Origin of the sequence: Microbacterium sp. NPDC056057, from assembly GCF_042266945.1 — a bacterium.
Taxonomy (GTDB): domain Bacteria; phylum Actinomycetota; class Actinomycetes; order Actinomycetales; family Microbacteriaceae; genus Microbacterium; species Microbacterium trichothecenolyticum_C.
Map to the genome: position 1 here is coordinate 603991 of NZ_JBHJWS010000002.1, position 22844 is coordinate 626834.

The following is a 22844-nucleotide window of genomic DNA, read 5'->3' on the forward strand; positions in this document are numbered from 1 at the left end:
CCGGTCGCGGTCTCAGGCCCGGTGCGACCCCCGAGCTCAGCGCACGACGGCGGTCGCGGTCTCGAGTCGCGCCAGCACTTCCTGGCTGATGGAGCCGAGGAGGAAGCGCGCCAGCGCGCCGCGCCCGTGCGAGCCGACCACCGCGAGGCGTGCCCTGCCCGCGAGCTCGTTGATGATGTGCGACGGATACCCGCGCTCGACGCGGCGCACGATCTCGAGGTCGGGGTAGCGTGAGGCGAGCCCGGCGAGCGAGAGCCCGAGCGCCTCGCCCGTGAGCTTCTCCATGTTCTCGAGGTACTGCACGGGGTACGCGCCCATGTTGCGCGGCACCTCGAGCGGCGTCCACACCGCCACGGCGATGAGCGGCTCGTGGAGCCGGTCGGCCTCCGCGGCGGCGAACGCGACGGCCTTCTCCGACACCGGCGAGCCGTCGACGCCGACCACGACCCCGGTGCGGCCCGCGACGTCGAAGTCCGGGATCACCACGACCGGCGAGTGCGCGCCCGCGGCGATGCGCAGGCCGTGGGCACCGCGGTGCGCACGCGATCCCGACCCCTGGTAGTCGCTGCCGATGACCAGCAGCGCCGCGTCGGTCGAGGCATCCAACAGCTTCGCGACGGGGTTGCCCCGTTCGACCCGGGTGCGTACGTCGACACCTGTCGACGCGATGCGGGATGCCTCGGCCTCGGCGAGCTCGACGGCCTGGGCGAGGGCGGCGTCGACGAGGGAGTCCTCCCCCACGGCCCCGACCGCTCCTCCGACGACGGTGAACAGTTCGAGCGGCTGCCGCCTCTCGACCGCACGCTGCGCTGCCCAGTCGACCGCTCGACGCGTGACCGCGGCATCCGTGATTCCGACGACGATCGCTTCACCCACGATGGCTCCTTTCGGACGCCTCCAGGCTAGCCCCGCCGCCGATCCCGGCGCGGGGTGGTGGGCCGTGACAAAACCGCCGGTGGGAAGACGAACGCGGCGGGCCCGAAGGCCCGCCGCGTCTCGATCGAAGGTGTCGTCGCGCCCGGATCTACAGCGAGAGGCGCTCGCGCACGACGCCCGCGAGCTCGTCGGCGTGACGGCGGGCCTCATCCTCGGAGGACGCCTCGACCATCACGCGCACGAGCTGCTCGGTGCCCGACGGGCGCAGCAGCACGCGCCCCGAGAGGCCGAGTTCGGCGGATGCGCGGGCGACAGCATCCTGAACTCCCTCGTCGGTGGCCGCGCGGGTGCGGTCGACGTCCTTCACGTTCACGAGCACCTGCGGATACACGGTCATGATCGACGCGAGCTCTTCGAGCGTCTTGCCGGTGCGCGCCATCTCGGCGACCAGGTGCAGGCCGGTGAGCAGGCCGTCGCCGGTCGTCGCGTAGTCGCTCATGATGACGTGGCCCGACTGCTCGCCGCCGAGCGAGAACGACTGCTCGTTCATGCGCTCGAGCACGTAGCGGTCGCCGACCGCGGTGGTCTCGACGTGGATGCCGTGGGTCGACATCGCGCGGTGGAGCCCGAGGTTGCTCATCACCGTGGCGACGAGCGTGTCGTCCTTGAGCTGGCCGCGGCTCTTCATCGACACCGCGAGGATCGCCATGATCTGATCGCCGTCGACGACCTTGCCGGTCGCGTCGACCGCGAGGCAGCGGTCGGCGTCGCCGTCGTGAGCGATGCCCACGTCGGCACCGACGCGCACCACGTGCTCGGCGAGCTGGTCGAGGTGGGTCGAGCCGACACCGTCGTTGATGTTCCAGCCGTCGGGGTCTGCGCCGATCACGGTGACGCGTGCGCCGGCGTCGCGGAACGTCTCGGGCGAGACGCCGGAGGCCGCGCCGTGCGCGCAGTCGAGCACCACGTGCAGTCCGTCGAGGCTGTGCGGCAGCGAGCCCAGCAGGTGCACGACGTAGCGGTCTTCGGCGTCGGCGAAGCGGCGGATGCGGCCGACGGCAGCGCCGGTGGGCAGCAGCTTCGGGCCTGCCATGGCGGCCTCGATGCGCTCTTCGACGACGTCGGGCAGCTTCACGCCGCCGCGGGCGAAGATCTTGATGCCGTTGTCGGGAGCGGGATTGTGGGATGCCGAGACCATGACGCCGAAGTCGGCATCCATGTCGGCGATCAGGAACGCCGCCGCGGGGGTCGGGAGCACGCCGGCGTCAAGGACGTCGACCCCCGACGAGGCGAGACCCGCCTCGACCGCGGCGGAGAGGAACTCGCCGGAGACGCGCGGGTCGCGGGCGACGACGGCGGTGAGCCGCTTGCCCGCGGCGCGGCGCGCCTCGGCGGAACGGCCCTGGCCCAGGACGACGGCGGTCGCCTGGGCCAGGGACAGTGCGAGATCGGCGGTGAGGGGGCCGTTGGCCAGCCCCCTCACCCCGTCCGTGCCAAAGATCGGCATACGGAATGGAAGCCGATCAGCGCTTCGAGTACTGCGGCGCCTTGCGGGCCTTCTTGAGACCGGCCTTCTTGCGCTCGATGACGCGGGCGTCGCGCGAGAGGAAGCCGGCCTTCTTGAGGGTCGGGCGGTTGTTCTCGACGTCGATCTCGTTCAGCGCACGGGCGATGCCGAGGCGGAGCGCGCCGGCCTGGCCCGAGGGGCCACCACCCGAGATGCGGACGATGACGTCGTACGCACCCGTGAGGTTGAGGACCGTGAACGGGTCGGTGATGAGCTGCTGGTGGAGCTTGTTCGGGAAGTAGTCCTCGAACGCACGGCCGTTGACCGTGATGGTGCCCGAGCCGGGGATGACGCGCACGCGGGCGATGGCCTGCTTGCGGCGACCGACTGCGGCGCCCGAGACCGAGAGCACGGGGCGCTCGGCGGCGACGACGGTCTCGTCGACGGTGGACTCGGTGGAGTAGCTCGTGGGGGTTTCTTCGATGTTCGCCATCAGTGTGTCCTGTTCTGTGCGGCGCTTACTGGGCGACCTGGTCGAAAACGTACGCGGTGGGCTTCTGCGCGGCGTGCGGGTGCTCGGCACCGCGGTACACCTTGAGCTTCGACAGCTGGTTGGCGCCGAGGCTGTTCTTCGGGAGCATGCCGCGGACGGCCTTCTCGACGGCGCGAACCGGGTTCTTCTCGAGGAGCTCCGAGTAGGTGACCGACTTGAGGCCGCCCGGGTAGCCCGAGTGACGGTAGGCCTTCTTCTGCTCGAGCTTCTGGCCGGTGAGGGCGACCTTCTCGGCGTTGATGATGATGACGAAGTCGCCCATGTCGATGTGGGGGGCGAAGGTCGCCTTGTGCTTGCCACGCAGGAGCGCGGCAGCGTGCGAGGCGAGGCGGCCGAGGACGACGTCAGTCGCGTCGATGACCAGCCACTCGCGCTGGGCTTCGCCAGCCTTGGGGGTGTAAGTGCGCGTCACAGTAGTGCTGCTTTCTTGATTCGAACGGAGAGGTTCGTGAATCCCACTCCGGGGTGGTTTCCCGATCGACGATCGGAGAAACACGCCAGTGGAGGGCTCACGTTCGTGATGCCGGGTCAGCCGAGCCGGACACCAAAGATCAATACTACGCGACATGGATGCCTCGGCCAAACCGGCCCTCTACCGGCGGGCTTCTCCGGTTCGGGGTCGCCACGCCGAGCGCGCCGAAGACGAGGGTGCGATCAGCACCCTCCTCGTTCGGCGCCCTCTTCGCCTGGCGTGTTCCTGGGGACCGCGACCCTCCTTGGTCAGGTACCGGTTCTCCGTCCGCTACCCCTGGCACGCTCGGCCGAACTCTGCGTTTCGGGAACCCACGCTCGGGGACTGCCAGGTCTCGGCGGAAGGTCCGGCGGCTGCCGCCATTCGACTCTGTCGGGTGGTCGGGGTGGATCCCACGCCCAACTCCAGGCCGCCTTCGAGACCAGCACGATCGGGGCACCCTCGCCGACCGGCGGGCGCAGCACGAACGGCCCTTTCCCGTCCCGGGTGATGCGCCACCCGGTGTTGTGCAGCTTCATATGGTGGAACCGACAGAGCAGCACACCGCGATCCACGTCGGTGTTGCCACCCTCTGCGAAGTGGTCGCAGTGGTGAGCCTCGCAACAAGACGGGGGCCGGTCACACCCCGGCCACACACAGCCACCATCGCGGACGGCGAGCACCAGTCGCTGCGTCGCTGAGTACATGCGGGCCTCGCGCCCGAGGTCGAAGGGGTTGCCCTCAGGGTCGACGATGACCTCGATGAACCCGTTCGCGCACGCATTCCGCTCGATCACGGAGCCCGGGAGCGCGCATCCGCCGTCCATGTCATGACCGACCGCGAGCGGCCGTCCGAACGCATCGCGGGGGCCGGCGTCTTTCACGACGACCATCCGCACGCCCGGCTGCCGCGAGCCGAACACGCTCTTGGCCTCAGCGAGCGCGCCGGCTCGGATGATGTCCATCAGCAGGTCATAGGCGAGCTGGTCGTTCGTGCGCGGGTCGTCGATCAGGTCCGCCGCGGCCGCCCGCTCTTCATCTGTCATGAAGCGAGGGCCGCCTCGCCGCGGACGCAGGCCCGCGGCCAGCATGGACCGGACGAACGCCCCCATCTCATCGTCGAAGGCGATCGTGCTGCGGTCCTGCCCGTCCGCATCGGTCCACATCCGGAATCCGCGGCCGTCGAACCGCCCCGCGTACCTTTCTTCAGCCCCGACCGGGTCGAGCATGTCTCGCATGGTGCGCGCGCGCTTCGCCAACTCCTCCACCGGAAGGCCTGACGCCTCCGCCGCGAGCGCTTCGGCCGCAAGCATCCACGCCTCGCGAACCATCGCTTCGCGCGCTGGCTCTTCAACCGGGTCCGCAGGGGAGGGCGGCATCGCTCCCGCCCCTGGCCCCGGCTCCCCGCCCGCGCCAGGCACGGCATCCGCCCCGCGTGCCGCGATCGTGACGCCGGGCACCCCGAGGCCACGCCGGATCGCGTCATGCTGCGCCGTCGTCAGCCGCCCGTCGAGCAGCCCTCGCCGCAGCGGCTCATCCCACGCCACGACGCGCGCCGGCGACTCGGCCTGCGCACCCGCGCCGCCACCGAAGTCATCCTCGGCCCCAGACCCCGGAAGCCCTGCGCCCACCCCGCCCTCGCCGCCGTCACCGACCGCCGGAAGCCCATCGCCCGCAACCCCAACCCCAGCCCCAGCCCCAGGGACGAACGCAGGGGTCGCAGCATCCACCCCCTCCACCAGCGACGTGCCGACCCGCACCTGCCGCACCGCGTCGGCCCTCGTGCCGCCCGTGATCGACTGGATCAGCTTCTCGGGAGTCGAGAACCCCTGCCCTGCGGCGAGTCCGCCCTGCCCTCGGTCGCGCGACGACCTCGTCGCAGCGACACCGGCGAGCACCGCCTGCAACCGGTCGGCGTCGTTCGCGATCGCGCCGACCTCGGCGAGGATCTCGAGCACCGACGCATCGCTCAACCGCGCCGCGCTCGATGGGAGCGCCTCTGCGTCGACATCCAGCTCCGACCATGCCGCGAGCCGGTCGAGCCGGCCCTGCAGATCGGTGAGGATGTTCATACCTGAAGCATGTCAGCTACCTCAGACATTCGAATCTCTGTTCGCACCTCTTGAACGACAGCCGGCCGGCATATAAGAGAGGAATGGATGCTGCGCCCCACCCCCTCACCAGAGCAGCAGCGCCGCCCCGATCGCGTTGAAGACGACGTGCGCGATCAAGGCTCCGGCGAGCCTTCCGGTCAGCAGGGTCAGCGCGCCGCACCCCAGCCCCACGACTACGGTGCCGAGCAGCAGCCCGACCGGCACGAACTCCCCCGCCGCGAGCACGTGCAGCCCGGTGAAGATCGCCGTAGCGATCAACACAGCCACCACACCGGCGACGAGCCGGCCCGCTCCCGCGAGGGCATCACCGAGCGCGCGCTGCAGCAATCCGCGGAAGAACAGCTCCTCTATCAAGGGAGTCACGAGCACGGCCCCTGCGAGAGCCACGGTCGTGGCCGCCATCGCGTCCGCTGCACCCCCTAGGAACCCACCACCAGCGGAGGGTGCGACGAGCTCGACCAGTCCCCGCGCCACCAACCCGACACCCAAACCGGCGACGAGGTCGATCCACGAGAACCCTCGGAGCCCGACCGCCGTTGCGAACCGGTCTCCTGACACCCGCACGGCGATGATCACCGCCCCGAGCAGGGGCGCCGACAGCAGCACCAGGTCGATGATCCCGACCACCACCGCCGGCCATCGCAGCAGCGCCGAATGCAGCGACGGCAGCCACAGGATCACGACCGCGACGAGCAGCGCTCCGACCGCGGCGACCGCGACGGCCGCCCACGGATGCTGCCACTCGCGCCCGTTCGAATCCTTCACCTTCACACTCCCGAGGTGGCTGGAGAAAGCCGAAGACCCCGGGCGGGCGCCCGGGGTCTTCGAGGAGTCGTTGATCAGCGGTTGCCGGCTGCGCGACGGCGGGCGACGGCTGCTGCGACCGCGATGCCACCGAGGCCGATCGCGCCGACGCCGAGCCAGATGATCGCGCCGGGGACCTCGCCACCGGTCGCGGGCAGCTGGCCGGAGCCGCCGGTGCCACCACCGGAGGTGCTGGCGGCGGTCACGGTGATCGTGGTCTGGCCGATCGTGGTCTCGCCGTCCGAGACGCTGACGTTGTACGTGCCGACCGCGGTGGCGGTGAAGGTGGCGGAAGCCGAGCCGTTGGTGACGGGCTTCTCCACCGTCGATCCGCCGCTGCTGGCCAGGACGATCGACGACAGCGAACCGCCGGCGCCGCCGCTGACGGCGAAGAAGACGCTCTCGAGGTCCCCAAGACCCGACGCGGTGACGGTGGTCGAGCCGCCGACGGTGATGGTCGCCGAACCTGCGGTCACGGCGGTGTCAGACGGGTAATCAGCGGAGGCTGCCCCAGCGCCTCCGAGGACGAGCAGGCCAGCCACGGCGAGCGCGGCAGCAGTCTTCTTGAACATGGCGGAGATCTCCCGAGTTATGTGCGCGTCATCGGCGGATTTTTTGTCGGCAAACGTTCGCCCGAGGGGCCGACTTGGAACACCATATCCCATTCTGAGAGTTCGATGAGAGGGCGAGGCGTTTCCAAAAGGTAACAAGTTGTCGCATTTGTCCCCCCTTTGGGGGACAAGACTGAGCGAAATGCGAAATGACCTAGGTCATTGCCGTCGCGAGCACCGCCAGCGCGAGGTACGAGCCGTTGTAGACGACGTGCACGAGCACGGCGCCCCAGATTCGCCCGGTCAACAAGACGAGCAAAGCGCACACCAGGCCCAGCAACGACAGCGAGACGACCTCGCTCACGTCCGCGGCGCCGGAGATCCCGTGCATCACGACGAACAGTGCCGTCGAGCCGAGCGCCGCAGCGAGGCCGGCGGTGAGCTTGCCGAACGGGCGGCGCAGCACCGTGTACAGCGACACCAGCACGACGGCGCGGAAGAAGAACTCCTCGACCACCGGCACCACGACCACGGGCCCGACGACGTCGAAGATCACAGAGGACAGCGGCACCGAGCCACCCACCTGCACGAGGCCCGGCCACTCCGCCGGCGTCCCGTCGAGTCCCTCGATCCATCCCTGCGTCGTCCGCAGCAGCGCGCCGAGCACGACCCCGTAGAGCACATCCACCGCTCGCACTCGCAGCAGCCCGATCGGACGCGACCGGGTGAAGGCCCACACGATGGGCAGCAGCATCCCGATCCAGACGATGGCGGTGGAGGATGCCGCGGCCCACGGCGAATCCCACACCGCCGCCACGAGCGACCCGAGCAGCACACCGGCGCCGAGCGAGATCAGTGCGATCGCCAGCAGGCCTTCGCGCCAGCGGAAGACGGTGCGCCCGCCGAGCCGCCAGTCCGTGCGGGCCTCGTGGGAGCTGCGCCTCGACCGGCGCGGCGCCTCCTCTTCGATCGGCGCTTCTTCCGCGGCGACAGCGGCCGAGGAACCTGCCGGCGGCCGCAGCGACCACAGGTCGACCGTGGGTGCGGCGTCGCTAGGCTGGTCGGGCACGCGCCTACGTTACCCCGCCGTGTGGAGGCACCTTCTTGTTCGACATCCTCACGGTGTGCACGGGCAACATCTGCCGCTCACCCCTCGCCGAGCAGTTGCTGCGGGCCCGTCTGGCCGATCTGGCACCCCACGTCTCGAGCGCCGGCACGCGTGGCCTCGCCGCCGCGCCGATGACTCCGGAAGCCGCGCACATCGCCGAGGCGCTCGGCGTTCCGGCGACGGAAACTGCCGAGCACCGGTCGCGGTTCCTCACCGAGCAGCACCTCGTGAAGCCCGACCTGATCCTCGCGATGACCCGCACGCACCGCCGTGCGATCGCCGAGCTGGCGCCCTCCCGCCTGCGGTCCACGTTCACGATCCGCGAGTTCGCGCGCATCGCCGCCGCAGTGCCCGAGGACGAGATCCGAGCGGCGACGGATGCTGCCACCTCCCCCTCCGAGAAGCTCAGGGCCGCGGCATCCGTGATCGCTTCGTATCGCGGCCTCGTGCCGCAGCTGGAGGATCCGGCCGACGACGATGTGATCGACCCGTTCCGGCAGCCGTGGGAGACGTACCTGCTGTCGGCGCGGCAGCTCGAGCCGGCCGTCACCGCGGTCGCGGCGACGGTGCGGCTGGCCGTGGCGTAACGCTTTCCGGGCCGTGACCTGGCCCTGTGGAAGAATGCTCGGAGCACACCTGCCAGCCAGCGAGAGGCGACATGGAGCTCACCGACTACATCCGGATCCTGCGCAAGAACTGGGTCATCATCGTGGTCGCCACCCTGGTCGGGATCGGGGTCGCCGCCGCATGGTCGCTCACCCGCACCCCTCAGTACGAGGCGCAGAGCACGGTTTTCGTGTCGACCCAGTCGGGTTCGACGATCCAGGATCTGCAGCAGGGATCGAACTTCACGCAGTCGCGCGTGCAGACGTACACGAACCTCGTGACGACGCCGATCGTGATGAACCCGGTGATCGCCGAGCTCGGGCTCGGCATGACCGCGAGCGAGCTGTCGGCCGAGGTCGAGGCATCCGCCGCCCTCAACACGACTCTCATCACGATCACCGTGACGGGCGCTGATCCGGTGCAGGCGGCCGACGTCGCCAACGCCCTCGGCGCGTCGCTCAAGTCGGTGGTCGAGAGGCTCGAGACGCCCAACGGCACCGACACCAGCCCTGTTCGCGTCGAGCGCGTGAAGGACGCGCTGCCGCCGCTCAGCCCGTCGAGCCCGAACGTTCCGCTCAACCTGGCGCTGGGTGCGCTGGTGGGTCTCGCGATCGGCATCGGCACGGCCGTGCTGCGCGCGGTGCTCGATACGCGCATCCGCACGCCGCGCGACGTGGAGCAGGTCACCGACCGCCCGCTCATCGGCGCGATCGCCTTCGATCCGAAGGCGAAGGAGCGCCCGCTCATCGTGCACGCCGATCCGCTCAGCCCGCGGGCCGAGTCGTTCCGCGCGATGCGCACGAACCTGCAGTTCCTCGAGACCGACGAGGGCCGCGCGTCGTACGTCATCACCTCGAGCGTGCCCAGCGAGGGCAAGTCGACCACGACCATCAACCTCGCGATCGCGCTGGCCGACGCCGGCAAGCGCGTCGCGCTCCTCGACACCGATCTGCGCAAGCCGAAGATCGCCGAGTACCTGGGCATCGAGGGCGGCGCCGGTCTCACGGACGTGCTGATCGGCCGCGCGCGCCTGGCCGACGTCATGCTCCCGTGGGGCAACCGCAGCCTCTACGTGCTGCCCGCCGGCAAGATCCCGCCGAACCCGAGCGAGCTGCTCGGCTCGAAGAGCATGCTCCAGCTGCTCGAGGCCCTCGAGCGCGACGTCGACATCGTGCTCTGCGATGCTCCTCCCCTGCTTCCGGTGACGGATGCTGCGATCCTCGCGAAGGCGACCAGCGGGGCGATCCTCGTGGTCAGCGCCGGCCACACCAACCGCCACCAGCTGTCGGGCGCGGTCGACGCGCTGAACACCGCCGGCGCCCACATCGCCGGTGTCGCGATGACGATGGTCCCGACCCGCGGCCCGGACTCATACGCGTACGGCTACGGGTATGGGACGTACGGGTACGGCTACGTGCAGGAGAAGCCGGCGAAGGCGAAGGCCCCGAAGAAGACCAAGGCCGAGAAGGCTGCTCCGGCGCCTGCGCCGACCCGGCCGGCTGCCAGCCCGGTGCGACAGGCAGCGGCACCCGCTGCCGCGCCGGCGACGACGCGCCCGGCGAAGGCTGCAGTCCCCGCGGCGAGCCCGTTCGCCCCGGTCGACACTGCTCGGTCGATCCCGGCGCCCGCTGATGAGGCTGGTCCGGAGGCCGGGCTGACGATCGACGACATCATCCGCCAGGCGGGTGGAGCGTCGACCGCGCCCGGTCGCAACGATCCTCTTCCCTGACCCGCCGGCGCCCTGATGCAACGTCTCGGCACCGCGAGATGGGTCGCGATCGCGGGCATCGCCGTGCTGGTCGCGGCGGTGCTGGTGCTCGTGTGGGCTGCGCTGGAGCACGCGAACCCGGAGTCCGCAGGCGGTGAGGCCGAGCCGGTTCCGACGTTCACGCTGGGCGTGCCGACTCAGTCACCGTCCCCGACGCCGACCGCGAATTCGGTGAACCTGGAGCAGACCCGTTTCCTGTCGATCGGTTCGGAGATCTGGTGGCGCGCGACGGCTGGCTCGTGCGCTGGTCCCGCGCCCGTGGTGGAGCGCTCCTCCGACCAGGGCAAGACCTGGGCCAACGTGACGCCCGCGTACCTCGGCATCGCCCAGGTGCAGACGCTCGAGGCCTTCTCTGCCCGCGACGCCGAGCTGGTGGCCGCGATGGCCGGTTGCGAGCCCCAGGCGCTGCGGACGTACACGCGGGGCGAGTTCTGGGCTTCGTACCCCGATGTGCTCGCCGCCTCGCGGTACATCGACCCGCGGAATGCGGGTTCGGTGCACCTGCCGTCAGGCCCGGTTCCGGCCCCATGCCCCACCGCGTTCGGACTGCATGCCTTCGGCGACATGATCGCGCTTGTGTGCGACGGGCGGGCGTGGTCGTGGTCGGGCGAGGAGTGGGTCGCGCTAGCACCCGAGGGCGTGCTGGCAGTCACGGTCGACCCGCCCGAGATCCTCGTCGCCCATACTTCACCCGGTTGCGCCGGCGTGGCGGTCTCCCGCGTTTTGCCGGTTGATCAGGGCTCCGCTGCCGTCGTCGGCTGCGCCGAGGGAACGGATGCTGCAACCGCCGCCGCAATCGACACCGCCGGCGCCGACATCGTTGTTTGGGCTGGCGACGCGCTCGTTTCCATCGGGCCTTGAGCGAATCCTGAGCCGACATGCCACGCGACGAAACATGAACTTAGGGAGGATGAGAGGTCTCTCATAATGGGATGACGTTTCCCCTTCTCCCCAGGATTCGGATGCCGACCTCGCATATTCCCCCGCAGCGCCCAACTGATACTGTTCCCGTGGTGGCCGGGAAAACCACCACAAAGCGAGAAGGCATCGTGACGTCGAATCCCCAGATCGACGCGCCAACGGAGTCGCCGTCCACTAGTCAGGCTCGGGCAGCCGCCCCTCCAGCGAGCCCTTCCGCCGGTCCCGCTCCGACCTCATTGCCGGTCGTTGAGCGAGCGAGGAACGAGCAAGACGAAACGCCTCGGACTTCCGAGCAACGCCGCCCCTCTTGGCGCCGCAACTACGCCACCCGCCTCTGGCTCAGCGACCTTTTCGTCCTCGTCTGGGCCGTCTACGGAACCCAGCTGCTCTGGTTCGGCTGGGGCAACGCCCAGGTCGCGATCCGCGAGGACTCCCGCTTCAACGAGTTCTCCTACTGGGTCTTCTCCGCGGTGCTCGTGATCGCCTGGATGTGGGCCCTCTCGCTCATCGACTCCCGCGACCACCGCATCATCGGAGCTGGCACCACCGAGTACGTACGCGTGGCCCGCGCGAGCTTCACGTTCTTCGGGGCCATCGCGATCCTTGCGTTCCTCTTCCGTGTCGACGTTGCCCGCGGCTATCTCCTCATCACGCTCCCGCTCGGCATCTTCGTCCTCCTGCTCGAGCGCTGGCTCTGGCGCCAGTGGCTCATCGCGCAGCGCTGGCTCGGCCAGTACTCTGCGAAGGTTCTTCTGGTCGGTTCCGAAGAGTCTGTCGCAGCAATCGCGACCGAACTCCACCGGTCTCCCACTGCCGGATACCAGGTAGTGGGGGCGTGCGTTCCCTCAGGAAGAATCGCCGACACCATCTCAGGCACGTCCGTGCCGGTGATGGGCAGCGTGGACAACGTCGAGCGAGCAATCGCGGCGACTGGCGCAGACACCGTCGCAGTGACTAGCACCGACGACCTACCGCCTATGAAGGTCAAGCAGATCTCTTGGGCCCTCGAATCGGGTCGTCACCACCTCGTCTTGGCGCCGAGCATCGTGGATATCGCCGGACCGCGGATCCACACTCGGCCGGTCGCGGGCCTCCCCCTGATACATGTGGAAACGCCGCGTTTCAGCAGAGGCCAGCGTTTTGTCAAGCGGGCTTGCGACCTCGTCCTCGCAACGTTGATTGTGGCTTTTCTTTCGCCTTTGCTCGCCGCGGTAGCGATGGTAGTCGCAACAACGAGTCCCGGCCCGGTTCTGTTCAAGCAGGAACGCGTCGGGCGAAGGGGCGCGCCATTCCAGATGCTCAAGTTTCGGTCCATGCGGGTTGGCGCAGACAAGCAATTGGCAAGCCTGCTCGCTGAGCAAGGAACCGCTCAGTCTCCTTTGTTTAAGATCAAGAACGATCCCCGAATCACACCTGCCGGCCGGTTTATCCGAAAGTACTCGCTTGATGAACTACCTCAGCTCTTCAACGTGATTGGTGGATCCATGAGCTTGGTCGGCCCGAGGCCGCAGATCGCGCAGGAGGTAGCGCTCTACACGGACGCCGCTCGACGACGATTGCTCACTCGACCCGGAATTACGGGTCTATGGCAGGTAAGTGGCCGCAGTTCCTTGAGCTGGGATCAGGCCGTACGCCTGGACCTCTTCTACGTCGAGAACTGGTCGTTGTTGGGCGATCTCGCGATTATGGCAAAGACGGTCAAGGCCGTCGTCACTCCTGGTGAGACAGCCCACTGATGGCCGGTGTATTGGTTCACGAATGGATTGCACCGACCGGAGGGTCGGAACAGGTGCTCGACGAGTTCGTGCGCGCATTTCCTGATGCTGACGTTCACGCACTCTGGAACGATGCACCCGACCGAATTCCCGGGGAGGTGTCGGAATCGTGGATCGCTCGCACGCCGCTGCGCAAGAACAAGGCGCTGGCCCTCCCATTCATGCCGGCCGCTTGGCGCCAGCTGCATTCGGAGAGGGCCTACGACTGGGCGCTGATAAGTTCTCACCTGTTTGCTCACCACGCTCGATTTCGAGGGGTGAACCGCGCCATACCTAAGCTGGTATACGCCCACACGCCGGCGCGCTACGTGTGGGAACCCGAGTTGGATCAGCGAGGCGCAGGGTTCGCCCCGCGGGCGGCGAGCACTATCTTGAAGCCGCTCGACCGAAGGCGTGCTCGCGAGGCAACGGCGATCGCTGCAAACAGCGAGTTCACGCGCGCTCGCATTCAGCGAACATGGGACCGCGACGCCACCGTGATCTATCCGCCAGTCGACACCACCCGCATCATTGCTGGCGGAGCATGGGCGGATAGAGTCCGGGGTCATGAAAATGGCATCCTGGAGCAGCTGCCCGCGACCTTCTTGCTGGGAGCGTCGCGATTCATCCCGTACAAACGACTTGACCTGGTGATCGATGCGGGGGAAGCATCAGATCTTCCTGTCGTTCTAGCCGGCAGCGGACCGGAGCGCGAGAGGCTAGCGAGTCGCGCTGCCAACGCACGAGTTCCGGTGCTGATTGTAGACAATCCAAGCAACGAGCTGCTGTACGCCCTGTTTCAAGCGGCCCTGGTCCTGGTCTTCCCCGCGGTCGAGGACTTCGGGATCATGCCAGTCGAAGCGATGGCGGCTGGGACACCTGTGGTAGCCCCCGCGATAGGCGGCGCGGCGGAGAGTGTGGAGCTGCTCGGCGGCGGCGCAGCAATCGAATCGTTCGACGCGCCAAGCTGGGAGCACGGAATCCGAGCAGCCGCGTCGATTGATAGAGCGGACCTACAGGCACGATCGACGTTGTTATCTAGCGAACGCTTCCGTTCCGATGTTCAGCGCTGGGTCGATGAGCTGACTCGTTCTGTTTCGCCGTGCTAGCGGCCTCGCTCAAGTCTCGCGCGCATCGACAGAAAGAACTCCTATGACCACTTCCGAAAGCGCTGCCCCTCTACGCGTTCTCGTACTGGGTACGGCCGACTGGAACCAGCCCATCGCGACCAACCAGCACTATATGGTTCGCGAACTCTGTCGGGACGGTTTCGCTGAGGTCACCTTCGTCGAATCGATCGCGCTCCGCCGGCCCGAGATGTCGGCTCGCGACTTGCGTCGCATCGGGCGGCGCTTGCGTGTGCTCATGCGGGGCCGTGATCAGGCGCCGGCATCCTCGCCAGGGCGTCCAATCCCAGAAGGCTTGACCGTAAGAACACCGATCGTTGTTCCGGTACATACCGGGCCTCTTTCGCGCCCTAACCGTCTGTCCCTACAACGGCTGGTTTCTGACTGGCTGCAGTACCCGGGCCCGAAGGCCCTCTGGACCTACACCCCGATCACCTATGGGCTCGAAGCTCACGCGGACGTCACCATTTATCACTGTGTGGATCTGCTGGGTACCGTGCGCGGCATAAGTTCCCGTGCGGTCTCGCAGGGCGAGCGAGCTCTTGCCGCACATGGAGCGATCTCGATCGCGAGCAGCGATGTCGTGGCCGACCACCTGCGCGCGGTAGGTCTCTCGCCGATTCTCTGGGAGAACGTTGCTGACACGGCCATCTTCGCCGCCGCCGGACCGCTCGACCAGCAACGGATGCCGGGAAGGGTGTTCTTCGCTGGCAATCTGTCGCCGTCCAAAGTGGACTACTCGCTGCTCGAGCAGCTGGCGGATGCTGGTCTTGAGGTGAGAGTCGCGGGACCACGAGCGGAGGGAGGTGGCAATGACAGCAAAGCCTTCGCGTCCTTGGCCGACCATGGCGTGACCTACCTCGGAATGCTCTCTTTACCGGAGGTCGCACGGGAACTAGCCAGCTCGACCGTGGGGCTGATTCCATACGTCATCAATGACTACACACGGGGTGTGAGTCCGCTAAAGACCTACGAATACTTGGCGTCCGGAGTCGCTGTCGTCGCCACTGATCTACCGGGGGTTACCGCGGACGAGATCAACGTTTGGCGTGTGCGATCCGCGGAGGGGTTCGTGAAGACGGTAATCGAGCAAAGCGGTGTTCCCTCCCGAAAGCTCGTTGAGGACCGCATTCGGGCCTCGGACTCTCACAGTTGGATCGGCCGAGGGCACCAAGCACGGTCTCTTATGAGCGACACGTTCGCCGATCTGGAGGGCCAGCGGTGACCGATGTGCGCCGCCTCCTAGTTCTGACTCGGTCGGCCGCATTTGAAGATGGTGTCGGCGGGCTTGAACGCGCTATCAGCGATCAGATTGCAGCTCTCACCCGTCTGGGGTGGACGGTCACCCTGTGCGCACCGCCTCAGTTCTTGCGCGGGTCATCAAAGACCGCAGTCGTACCGATCGACTGGCCGCTACGCAGGTTGAGACCGGGTTCGCCGGGATTCGGTGTCGCGTACTTCTGGTGGGTTCGACGCGTGCAAGCCTGGCTAACAGCGAACAGCAAGGACTTCGACGTGATCTATGCGCACGGCGGGAGCGCTGGAGCATTCAGAGCCCTCGCTCGCGCAGAATGCCGGCCGCGTCTAGTTAGCAACCCCCATGGTATGGAGGAGTTCGCACCAAGCGGCCCGCTGAGGTGGTTCAACCGCGTCTTTGCGCGTTTTCTCGCTCGCGGCGCTCGATATGCAGACACGGTAGTGGCCACAGACCCCTCATTGCGCGCAGCCGTGCTGAAGAATATCAGGTGCGCTGAAGAGAGTGTCGTCGTCATCCCGAATGGAATTGACGTTCAACGCATCGACAGACTCGCCAGATCGGCCGCGCCGTCCATGCCTGTCGCAGATATCGTGACAGTCGGCCGGATCGTGCATAACAAGGGCTACGACCTACTCCTGGATGCTATCGGGTTGCTCTTAGCGGATGATGCCCAACGCCAGATCGTTTGGCGCCACTTCGGGCGCGGCGAGGCGGCGGACCTGCAGAACCACGCGGGGGCTTTTGAACGGCTGACGCTCGAAATCGTCGAGAACGCAGGCGATGCGCAGGTGCAGGCGAATGTTCGCGCGGCTCGACTGTTTGTACAGCCATCTCGATATGAAGGGAGCAGCCTCACTACGTTGGAGGCGATGGCTCATGCCACGATCTGCGTAGCCACCCCCGTGGGCGGCATACCGGACAAGATCACGGATGGCGTCACTGGATTCCTTGCGGCCGCGCCGTCACCCTTGGCGATTCGAGACGCGATACGCCGCGCACGCACTTCGCGAATCGATGTCGGGGCCGCAGCCCGCCGTGTTGTGCTGTCCAGGTACGACATCGAGTCCGTCGCCGCGGCGCTTGACGGCGTCCTCATGCCCGACGTTAATAGCAAACTGAAGGTGTTGCAGGTGGCTCGACATATCGGCGGCCAATCTGGCGTGGCCCGAGTCGTTGAGTCTCTAGAGGGAGCCATGCGCGCGGGCGGAGATGACGCTCGGCGCTACACACTCTCTGACACAGGAATCCACGTTGAGAACAGAATTGGGCGCACACTGCGGTCCAAAGCGCTGCTGTTTCTCGAAGTCGCATGGTTCACAGTGGCGGGGACCCGAAAGATCCGCACTCTTCGACGCGAGGTACCGTCAACAGCGATCTTGACCCATGGTGATCCCATCGGCGGAGATGTTTACGTCAACCATGGTTTGCTGAAAGAAGTGATGCATAAGCGACGCGGCAACAGGCGCTTCTACATTCCGGCGAACCCTATGCACTGGTTCACGCTCGTTCGGGATGAGTATCGCTATCGGTTCGGAAGCCACCGCGCGATCGTATGCCTGACCGAAACAGACAAAGCTACGCTGTTGAGGCTCTACCCGCGAGTGAACGCGCCAATCCATGTAATCCCGAATGGCGTCGACCCAGAACTCTTCCAGGCGGTTACGCCCGTGGTCCGCACCGAACTCCGGCAGCGCTTAGGGGTATCGGAAGACGAATGCCTGCTCCTGTTTGTCGGGCAAGAGTTCGATCGCAAGGGCCTGTTCGTAATCTTCGAGGCTCTAATGAGCTTGCCTGCTCACTTTCGCCTCCTCGTCGTGGGAGGAACATCGGATCTGGTGGAGAACGCACGCGGGCGGGCAGCAACGCTTGGATTGACGCCCGAGCGCATCATCTTCATGGGAAGTCAGCGTTCGATGGTTGACTTCTACTGCTCTGCGGATGCGCTTGTCCTGCCGACCGACTATGAGACGGGGCCGCTTGTCCTTCTTGAAGCACAAGCTTCGGGGCTGCCCGTCGTCATGACTGAGGCGGGCCTGGCACCGGAGGTTATCCGCGACGGCGTGAACGGCGCCTTGGTGGAGCGCACCTCGGGCTCGGTTGCGGAGGGGGTTCTTAGAGTAGAGCGGCTCATCGTCGAGCGAGGCGCGGAGGCCGTTAGGGAACTATGCGCCGCCGCCGTTGCCGACTACTCGTGGGACCGTATCGGTCGGCGATATACGGACCTTCTGCGAGCCGTGCGGGGCGCATGAGAAAGGGATTCATATCGCTCTTCGCAGGCAACCTATTCGGCAAGATCATTGGAGCGGTCAGGGAACTAATTCTTGCTGCCCTTTTCGGAACCAGCACACCGGTCGCAGCGTTTCGGATCGCCAGCACAGCGACGTTCGTGCCGGTGAACTTGTTCACGGCAGACGCACTTTCGATCGGATTCTTGCCGAATCACTCCCGTTTCCTGCTTGAGGACCGGCGGCGAGCCGTGGTCTTCTATCGAGCGGTGGCAGCGCTTGTGCTCGCTCTCTCAGTGGCTGTCGCGGTTCTCCTCCTAGCGACGCGCGACTGGTGGGTGAGCGTGATCGCTCCCGGTGTTGAAGGCAGCCCGTCTTCCCTGGCCGCGGCGATGCTGGGCATCATGGCGCTGGCCGTACCGTTCTACGTTCACGCAAATCTCGCGTCGTTTCTGGAAATCTCGCATGGCGGTTATCTTCTGGCGAGCGCGCGCCCCACTGTGCAGAGCCTCGGTCTGATTGCGGGTACCGTTGCAGCTTTCTACCTCGGCGAGCCCCTATTCCTCGCCGCCGGGTTCACTAGCGCGTACGTGATCTTTAGTGTTTGGGCGTCTATTCGCGTGCATCGTCGTGGATACGCAAGAGATCCGCTCGGGCGTTCGATGCTTTCGCGGGCAGATGCGAGTGAAGCCTGGGGCGTATTCATCCGAACCATCACACCTGTTTTGTGGCTTCCTGTCATCGTCCAGGGTGCATGGGTTGGCGAACGCGCGATCACCAGCCTGTTGGGAGCCGAGCACATCGCCGCTCTAGATTACGCGCGCTTCATCACAGAAACCGCGATGGCGTTAATCGCCGCGCCACTCGGTTTACTCCTGCTCGCCAGCCTCGCCATCCAAACTCCGGCTGAGGCGAGGGCAACCTCGAGGTTGCTGAGCGAACGGATCCTTACGGTGTGCGTTCCCCTAAGTGCATGTCTGGCAGCCGCAAGCCCCTTGGTGATCAGCGTCGTCTTCGGCAGAGGAGCATTTGGAGCTGAGTCTGTTGCCATAACCACCAGCTTTCTGATGGGAATGTCAGTTGGCCTGTGGGCACAAGTATTGGCGTACGCGCAAGTCAAGGCCTTGAATTCGCGCAGGCGCAACGCCGAGGCGGCGCTCGTGATAGCCAGTGGTTCCGCAACGATGATCATCGCCGACCTACTGCTCGTCGGGCCATTGGGCGCACTGGGAATCGGCCTGGGAGTATCGATTGGAGCACTAGTCCAGGCCGCGCTCGCGACATGGCGTCTCGGCATCTCCCGGCCGATGGTTGCGCGCGTGCTCCTTCTCAGCCCGGTGTTTCTAGCCGCGCTGTGGGGGGCTTCCGCAACATCATCCGGGCAGGATCCTGCCGAATGGTTGCTACCCTCCCTCGCAGTCACGCTGATCTCTCTCGCGTGGGTACTTCTGATCCCGCGGCTTCGGGCGGATCTCGCGGCGCTGGTCAAGCGGGCGTGAGGTTTGGATTTGTGCGGACGATTAGTGAACGACCGGCATCCCAAGGGCAGCGCATGGGTCTCGTCTATGATCGGCTGCGTGGGAGAACGGGAACCGCGAGTGGTCTGCGAGCATGCAATCGGACCGTTGGTCGTCGTCCTGTTCGGGGCCCTTGCCGGGGCGCTCCCGCACGTCGGCTCCAACGCTCCACCAGTCTTCGTCGTGACGGGACTAGCCGTCGCAGTATGGTTCCCTATCCAGGCATGCCGACGTCGTGCTTCGAAAGATTGAGCCCAGCATCGCCGTGACGAAGCTGACCCAGTCGGGGCCCGTGGCCTCCACGTCGCTCTACATCGGGGCGACCTTCGTCTGCATCGCCGCATGGTCGATGTTCGTGGCCGCGACTCCGTCAACCGCGGGGTATCTGGGCCTCGCGATCGTACTCACCTCGCTTCTGTCGTTGGCCGCCGACTCGCGCAGTGGACGCCTCGGGCCGCTCTCCCTGACTTTCTGGGCATTCGTCGCGGTGTGGGCAGGTATCGCCCCGCTCTATCAGCTTTCGGCCGGGCATCTGCCGTGGAGAGACGTGCCTGCGGGCGATCTCCATGCCCCAGCCCAGTTGCTCACGCTGGTAGCCGCGCTGGCGTACAGAATCGGGCAGACCGTCTCGCGTTCACGCACTGCCGACGCGCCGGAGAACAGCCCACTGCGCCCGCGCATCCTGCTCGGAGGCGTGCTCCTGCCGATCCTTGCATTCCCTCTGGCGGCGCTGTCTGGAGTGAGTTTGGCATCTCGGTTTCAATCGCGTGACGATTTGATCGAAGCTTACGCAGCGCAAGGTCTTGAGTACGGTTCAAGCGGCGGGGCGATGCTGGGCATCCTGAAGACGCTACCGATCTGCATTGCAGCGGTTGGAGTTTACGTCGTGGTCAACGAGATAAGACGTCGACGACGCGCTGGCGAGCGAGTCGGTTTACCATTGCTCCTGGCGCTGCTTGTCTCGCTGGCCGCTGCCGCGACTTTCGCCAACCCACTGTCAAACTCTCGGTTCCAGGCCTTCAGCGCGATCCTCATGGTGATCTTCGCTCTTGCCACGTTCAGGACCACGTTCGCACGCGTCTGCCTCTCCGCTGGGATGGTACTCGGACTACTCGTTGCGTACCCCCTGTCCGCGGCGTTCAAAAACACGGCGATCGCCACCCGGCTGAACTTCCAGCTGGAGACCTTCGCGTCGGTCGACTTCGATGGCTTCCAGCAGACCGTCAACTCGCTCTGGTACGTGGAGCAACATGGCCACACACTCGGATATCACCTGCTATCTGCTCTCGGGTTCTTTATCCCTAGATCCGTGTGGGAGGACAAGGCGCTTCCGGCCTCGTTCCCTGTTGCAGAGTCGCGCGGATATGTCTTCCAGAACCTCGCACTGCCCCTATGGTCTGAAATGTACGTCGAGTTCGGCGTCATCGGCATGCTGCTGGTGTTCTTCATCATCGGGCTGTATTCGCGGAAGGCAGACCTTGCGTTTGTGAGCGGCGCGGCAACCCGCCTCGCAATGGTTACGCCCGTTCTGGCGGCGGTGCAGATCGGTGTGCTGCGCGGCCCACTCGGAGCGCAGATCGTCTTCGCTGCGACTTGTGTTGCGTTGACGGCGGTGCTTTATAGGAAACAGGGCAAGACGCAGTCCTCCAGTCAAGACTTCGTGCATTTCCGCGCGGTGCACGCGTATCGGGACACAAGGTAGATCGCTGCGCGTCGATCCAGCTAATCTTCGTCGACGGCACCGTGAGTTCCGGGCTACCACCGCCCGTAGTGCGCCAACAGCCGAGCGCCACAATGTGGCACTCGACGCCGCGCGGCAGCAGCCGCGCCCACACGAAGTACGCAACGGAGTCACCGGTCCGAGCCGGAGTTCAGAGATAACAGCCAGGGAGTGTGTTCCAAGAATTGACACGATGGCTGGGCTTCCGAGGTGCGACCCACACTTAGGTCACACTGGCGGCTTCGCGGAGTGCTGACTCCCGCGTCGGCTTCACTCATGGAATGATCACAAGCAGCTGGGTCACCGCCGCCCCTTCCCGTTCTCCGTCGTCCGTTCGGACGGCCTAGTCCCATACCTGGAAGGGCTTTCCTATGCGCCTGACTGTCATCGGCTGCGGCTACCTTGGAGCCGTCCACGCGGCAGCGATAGCCTCGATCGGCCACGACGTGGTGGGGATCGACGTCGACGAGCGCAAGGTCGCGTCGTTGTCGAAGGGTGAGGCGCCGTTCTTCGAGCCCGGGCTGCAGGAGATCCTCACCGCGGGCATCGCCTCCGGACGCCTGCGGTTCACCACCGACATGTCGCAAGCCCAGGGCGCGAAGGTGCACTTCGTGGGCGTCGGCACCCCGCAGCAGAAGGACGGCTACGCCGCCGACCTCACCTACGTGAACGCCGCCGTCGACGGCCTGCTGCCCTACCTGTCGCCCGGCGACATCGTCGCCGGCAAGTCGACCGTCCCGGTCGGCACCGCCGCCGACCTCGCACCGCGCGTCGAGGAGACCGGCGCGACGCTGGTGTGGAACCCCGAGTTCCTCCGCGAAGGGTTCGCAGTCAAAGACACCATCGACCCCGACCGGCTCGTCGTCGGCGTGCCCGCGGGCGAAGCCGGCGAGGCGGCCGCCGACCTGCTGCGCGAGGTCTACCACCCCTCCGTCGCGAAGAACACGCCGTTCATCGTCACCGACCTCGCCACCGCCGAACTCGTCAAGGTCGCCGCCAACGCGTTCCTCGCCACCAAGATCTCGTTCATCAATGCGATGGCCGAGATCGCCGAGGTGACCGGCGCCGACGTCACCCAGCTCGCCGACGCGATCGGCCACGATGTCCGCATCGGGCGCCGCTTCCTCGGCGCCGGCATCGGGTTCGGCGGCGGCTGCCTCCCCAAAGACATCCGCGCGTTCTCCGCGCGCGCCGAGGAACTCGGCCGCGGCGAGTCCGTCGCGTTCCTCCGCGAGGTCGACGCGATCAACCTGCGCCGCCGCGAGCGCGCCGTACAGCTCGTCCTCGAGGCGTTCGGTGGATCCGTCTTCAAGAAGAACGTGACCGTGCTCGGCGCCGCCTTCAAGCCGTACAGCGACGACATCCGCGACTCCCCCGCGCTCGACGTCGCCGTACGCCTCCACGGCCTCGGCGCCTGGGTCACGATCACCGATCCCGCCGCACTCGAGAACGCTCAGCGCCTGCACCCGCAGCTGAACTACGTCGCCGACCGCGATGAGGCTCTCCGCGCGGCTGACGCGATCATCCTCGTCACCGAATGGGACGAGTACCGCCGCGAGCTCACCCCCGAGCACGCTTCCACCCTCACCGACGGCCGCGTCGTCATCGACGGCCGCAACGGCTGGGATGCCGCTGCCTGGCGGGCTGCGGGCTGGACGTACTACGGCATGGGGCGGCCGTAGCCGTCAGAGCGCGTAGACGCCGAGGAGCTGCCAGCCCTCCGGGACCTTCGCCTGGAGCGCGGCCATGTCGTCCGCCTCGATCTGCTCGACGCCGTCGCGGCGAGCCATCGTCGCGGTCGACGTGAGCAGCTGCGAGCCCTTGGGCATAGCGGCCGGGACGTCCGTCACGACCCACCCCGCCGCCAACTCCGCCCGGACGGCGGCGCTGAGGGCCTCGAGCGAGGCGCCTTCCACATCGACGGTGCGGGTTTCGACAGGGCGGATGCGGCCGATGAGCATGCATCGATCCTATGAGCGCGTTC

The 22844-nt window shown here is 66.6% G+C and carries 19 protein-coding genes; 10 read left to right on the forward strand and 9 right to left on the reverse strand.

Annotated elements, in window-relative coordinates:
• Positions 1 to 36: 36 nt before the first annotated feature.
• From ACFC1K_RS10540 to ACFC1K_RS10575, 8 genes are all read right to left on the reverse strand, one after another.
• Complete coding sequence (locus ACFC1K_RS10540) at positions 37 to 876, reverse strand: universal stress protein (RefSeq protein WP_375871576.1); 840 nt, start codon at positions 874 to 876, stop codon at positions 37 to 39.
• Between the two features lie 148 nt (positions 877 to 1024).
• Positions 1025 to 2383, reverse strand: a complete 1359-nt coding sequence (gene glmM, locus ACFC1K_RS10545; RefSeq protein WP_310288506.1) for a phosphoglucosamine mutase — start codon at positions 2381 to 2383, stop codon at positions 1025 to 1027.
• Between the two features lie 16 nt (positions 2384 to 2399).
• Positions 2400 to 2876: a 30S ribosomal protein S9 gene (rpsI, locus tag ACFC1K_RS10550; protein WP_203582317.1), complete on the reverse strand. Its 477-nt coding sequence runs from the start codon at positions 2874 to 2876 to the stop codon at positions 2400 to 2402.
• A 25-nt stretch (positions 2877 to 2901) separates the two neighbouring features.
• A complete protein-coding gene (gene rplM, locus ACFC1K_RS10555) occupies positions 2902 to 3348 on the reverse strand; it encodes a 50S ribosomal protein L13 (protein WP_310288502.1) in 447 nt (148 codons plus the stop codon).
• A gap of 308 nt (positions 3349 to 3656) precedes the next feature.
• On the reverse strand, positions 3657 to 5459 hold the full coding sequence (locus ACFC1K_RS10560; protein WP_375871577.1) for a DUF222 domain-containing protein: 1803 nt from the start codon (positions 5457 to 5459) through the stop codon (positions 3657 to 3659).
• A gap of 105 nt (positions 5460 to 5564) precedes the next feature.
• On the reverse strand, positions 5565 to 6266 hold the full coding sequence (locus tag ACFC1K_RS10565; protein ID WP_375871578.1) for a lysostaphin resistance A-like protein: 702 nt from the start codon (positions 6264 to 6266) through the stop codon (positions 5565 to 5567).
• Between the two features lie 74 nt (positions 6267 to 6340).
• The gene (locus tag ACFC1K_RS10570) at positions 6341 to 6877 is read right to left on the reverse strand and encodes an LPXTG cell wall anchor domain-containing protein (protein WP_310288498.1); all 537 of its coding nucleotides are present in this window, start codon (positions 6875 to 6877) and stop codon (positions 6341 to 6343) included.
• Positions 6878 to 7070: 193 nt separating this feature from the next.
• Positions 7071 to 7925 carry a lysostaphin resistance A-like protein gene (locus ACFC1K_RS10575; protein ID WP_375871579.1) on the reverse strand — a complete coding sequence of 285 codons (855 nt, stop codon included), beginning with the start codon at positions 7923 to 7925 and terminating at the stop codon, positions 7071 to 7073.
• A gap of 35 nt (positions 7926 to 7960) precedes the next feature.
• On the opposite strand from ACFC1K_RS10575, the gene ACFC1K_RS10580 reads away from it, so the two are divergent.
• From ACFC1K_RS10580 to ACFC1K_RS10625, 10 genes are all read left to right on the forward strand, one after another.
• Positions 7961 to 8551, forward strand: coding sequence for a low molecular weight phosphatase family protein (locus ACFC1K_RS10580; protein WP_375871580.1), 591 nt, complete (start codon positions 7961 to 7963; stop codon positions 8549 to 8551).
• Between the two features lie 71 nt (positions 8552 to 8622).
• Positions 8623 to 10299, forward strand: a complete 1677-nt coding sequence (locus ACFC1K_RS10585; RefSeq protein WP_375871581.1) for a polysaccharide biosynthesis tyrosine autokinase — start codon at positions 8623 to 8625, stop codon at positions 10297 to 10299.
• Between the two features lie 15 nt (positions 10300 to 10314).
• Positions 10315 to 11199 carry a hypothetical protein gene (locus ACFC1K_RS10590; RefSeq protein WP_375871582.1) on the forward strand — a complete coding sequence of 295 codons (885 nt, stop codon included), beginning with the start codon at positions 10315 to 10317 and terminating at the stop codon, positions 11197 to 11199.
• A 71-nt stretch (positions 11200 to 11270) separates the two neighbouring features.
• On the forward strand, positions 11271 to 12995 hold the full coding sequence (locus ACFC1K_RS10595) for a sugar transferase (protein WP_375871583.1): 1725 nt from the start codon (positions 11271 to 11273) through the stop codon (positions 12993 to 12995).
• Positions 12995 to 14122, forward strand: coding sequence for a glycosyltransferase (locus ACFC1K_RS10600; protein ID WP_375871584.1), 1128 nt, complete (start codon positions 12995 to 12997; stop codon positions 14120 to 14122). The genes ACFC1K_RS10595 and ACFC1K_RS10600 overlap by 1 nt, the downstream gene beginning before the upstream one ends.
• Positions 14123 to 14165: 43 nt before the next feature.
• Positions 14166 to 15365: a glycosyltransferase gene (locus ACFC1K_RS10605; protein WP_375871585.1), complete on the forward strand. Its 1200-nt coding sequence runs from the start codon at positions 14166 to 14168 to the stop codon at positions 15363 to 15365.
• Positions 15366 to 15370: 5 nt separating this feature from the next.
• On the forward strand, positions 15371 to 17647 hold the full coding sequence (locus ACFC1K_RS10610; protein ID WP_375871819.1) for a glycosyltransferase family 4 protein: 2277 nt from the start codon (positions 15371 to 15373) through the stop codon (positions 17645 to 17647).
• Positions 17644 to 19122, forward strand: a complete 1479-nt coding sequence (locus ACFC1K_RS10615; protein ID WP_375871586.1) for a lipid II flippase MurJ — start codon at positions 17644 to 17646, stop codon at positions 19120 to 19122. The genes ACFC1K_RS10610 and ACFC1K_RS10615 overlap by 4 nt, the downstream gene beginning before the upstream one ends.
• Positions 19123 to 19405: 283 nt before the next feature.
• Positions 19406 to 20842: an O-antigen polymerase gene (locus ACFC1K_RS10620; protein ID WP_375871587.1), complete on the forward strand. Its 1437-nt coding sequence runs from the start codon at positions 19406 to 19408 to the stop codon at positions 20840 to 20842.
• Between the two features lie 389 nt (positions 20843 to 21231).
• Positions 21232 to 22542, forward strand: coding sequence for a UDP-glucose dehydrogenase family protein (locus ACFC1K_RS10625; protein WP_375871588.1), 1311 nt, complete (start codon positions 21232 to 21234; stop codon positions 22540 to 22542).
• Positions 22543 to 22545: 3 nt separating this feature from the next.
• On the opposite strand, the gene ACFC1K_RS10630 is transcribed toward ACFC1K_RS10625, so the two are convergent.
• Complete coding sequence (locus ACFC1K_RS10630; RefSeq protein ID WP_375871589.1) at positions 22546 to 22821, reverse strand: hypothetical protein; 276 nt, start codon at positions 22819 to 22821, stop codon at positions 22546 to 22548.
• Between the last annotated feature and the right edge of the window lie 23 nt (positions 22822 to 22844).

Coding starts and splice junctions, on each gene's coding strand:
- ACFC1K_RS10585 (WP_375871581.1), top strand. CDS start 8,623: ATGGAGCTCACCGACTACATCCGGATCCTGCGCAAGAACTGGGTCATC.
- ACFC1K_RS10595 (WP_375871583.1), top strand. CDS start 11,271: ATGACGTTTCCCCTTCTCCCCAGGATTCGGATGCCGACCTCGCATATT.
- ACFC1K_RS10615 (WP_375871586.1), top strand. CDS start 17,644: ATGAGAAAGGGATTCATATCGCTCTTCGCAGGCAACCTATTCGGCAAG.
- glmM (WP_310288506.1), bottom strand. CDS start 2,383: ATGCCGATCTTTGGCACGGACGGGGTGAGGGGGCTGGCCAACGGCCCC.
- ACFC1K_RS10590 (WP_375871582.1), top strand. CDS start 10,315: ATGCAACGTCTCGGCACCGCGAGATGGGTCGCGATCGCGGGCATCGCC.
- rpsI (WP_203582317.1), bottom strand. CDS start 2,876: ATGGCGAACATCGAAGAAACCCCCACGAGCTACTCCACCGAGTCCACC.
- ACFC1K_RS10560 (WP_375871577.1), bottom strand. CDS start 5,459: ATGAACATCCTCACCGATCTGCAGGGCCGGCTCGACCGGCTCGCGGCA.
- ACFC1K_RS10605 (WP_375871585.1), top strand. CDS start 14,166: ATGACCACTTCCGAAAGCGCTGCCCCTCTACGCGTTCTCGTACTGGGT.
- ACFC1K_RS10630 (WP_375871589.1), bottom strand. CDS start 22,821: ATGCTCATCGGCCGCATCCGCCCTGTCGAAACCCGCACCGTCGATGTG.
- ACFC1K_RS10625 (WP_375871588.1), top strand. CDS start 21,232: ATGCGCCTGACTGTCATCGGCTGCGGCTACCTTGGAGCCGTCCACGCG.
- ACFC1K_RS10570 (WP_310288498.1), bottom strand. CDS start 6,877: ATGTTCAAGAAGACTGCTGCCGCGCTCGCCGTGGCTGGCCTGCTCGTC.
- ACFC1K_RS10600 (WP_375871584.1), top strand. CDS start 12,995: ATGGCCGGTGTATTGGTTCACGAATGGATTGCACCGACCGGAGGGTCG.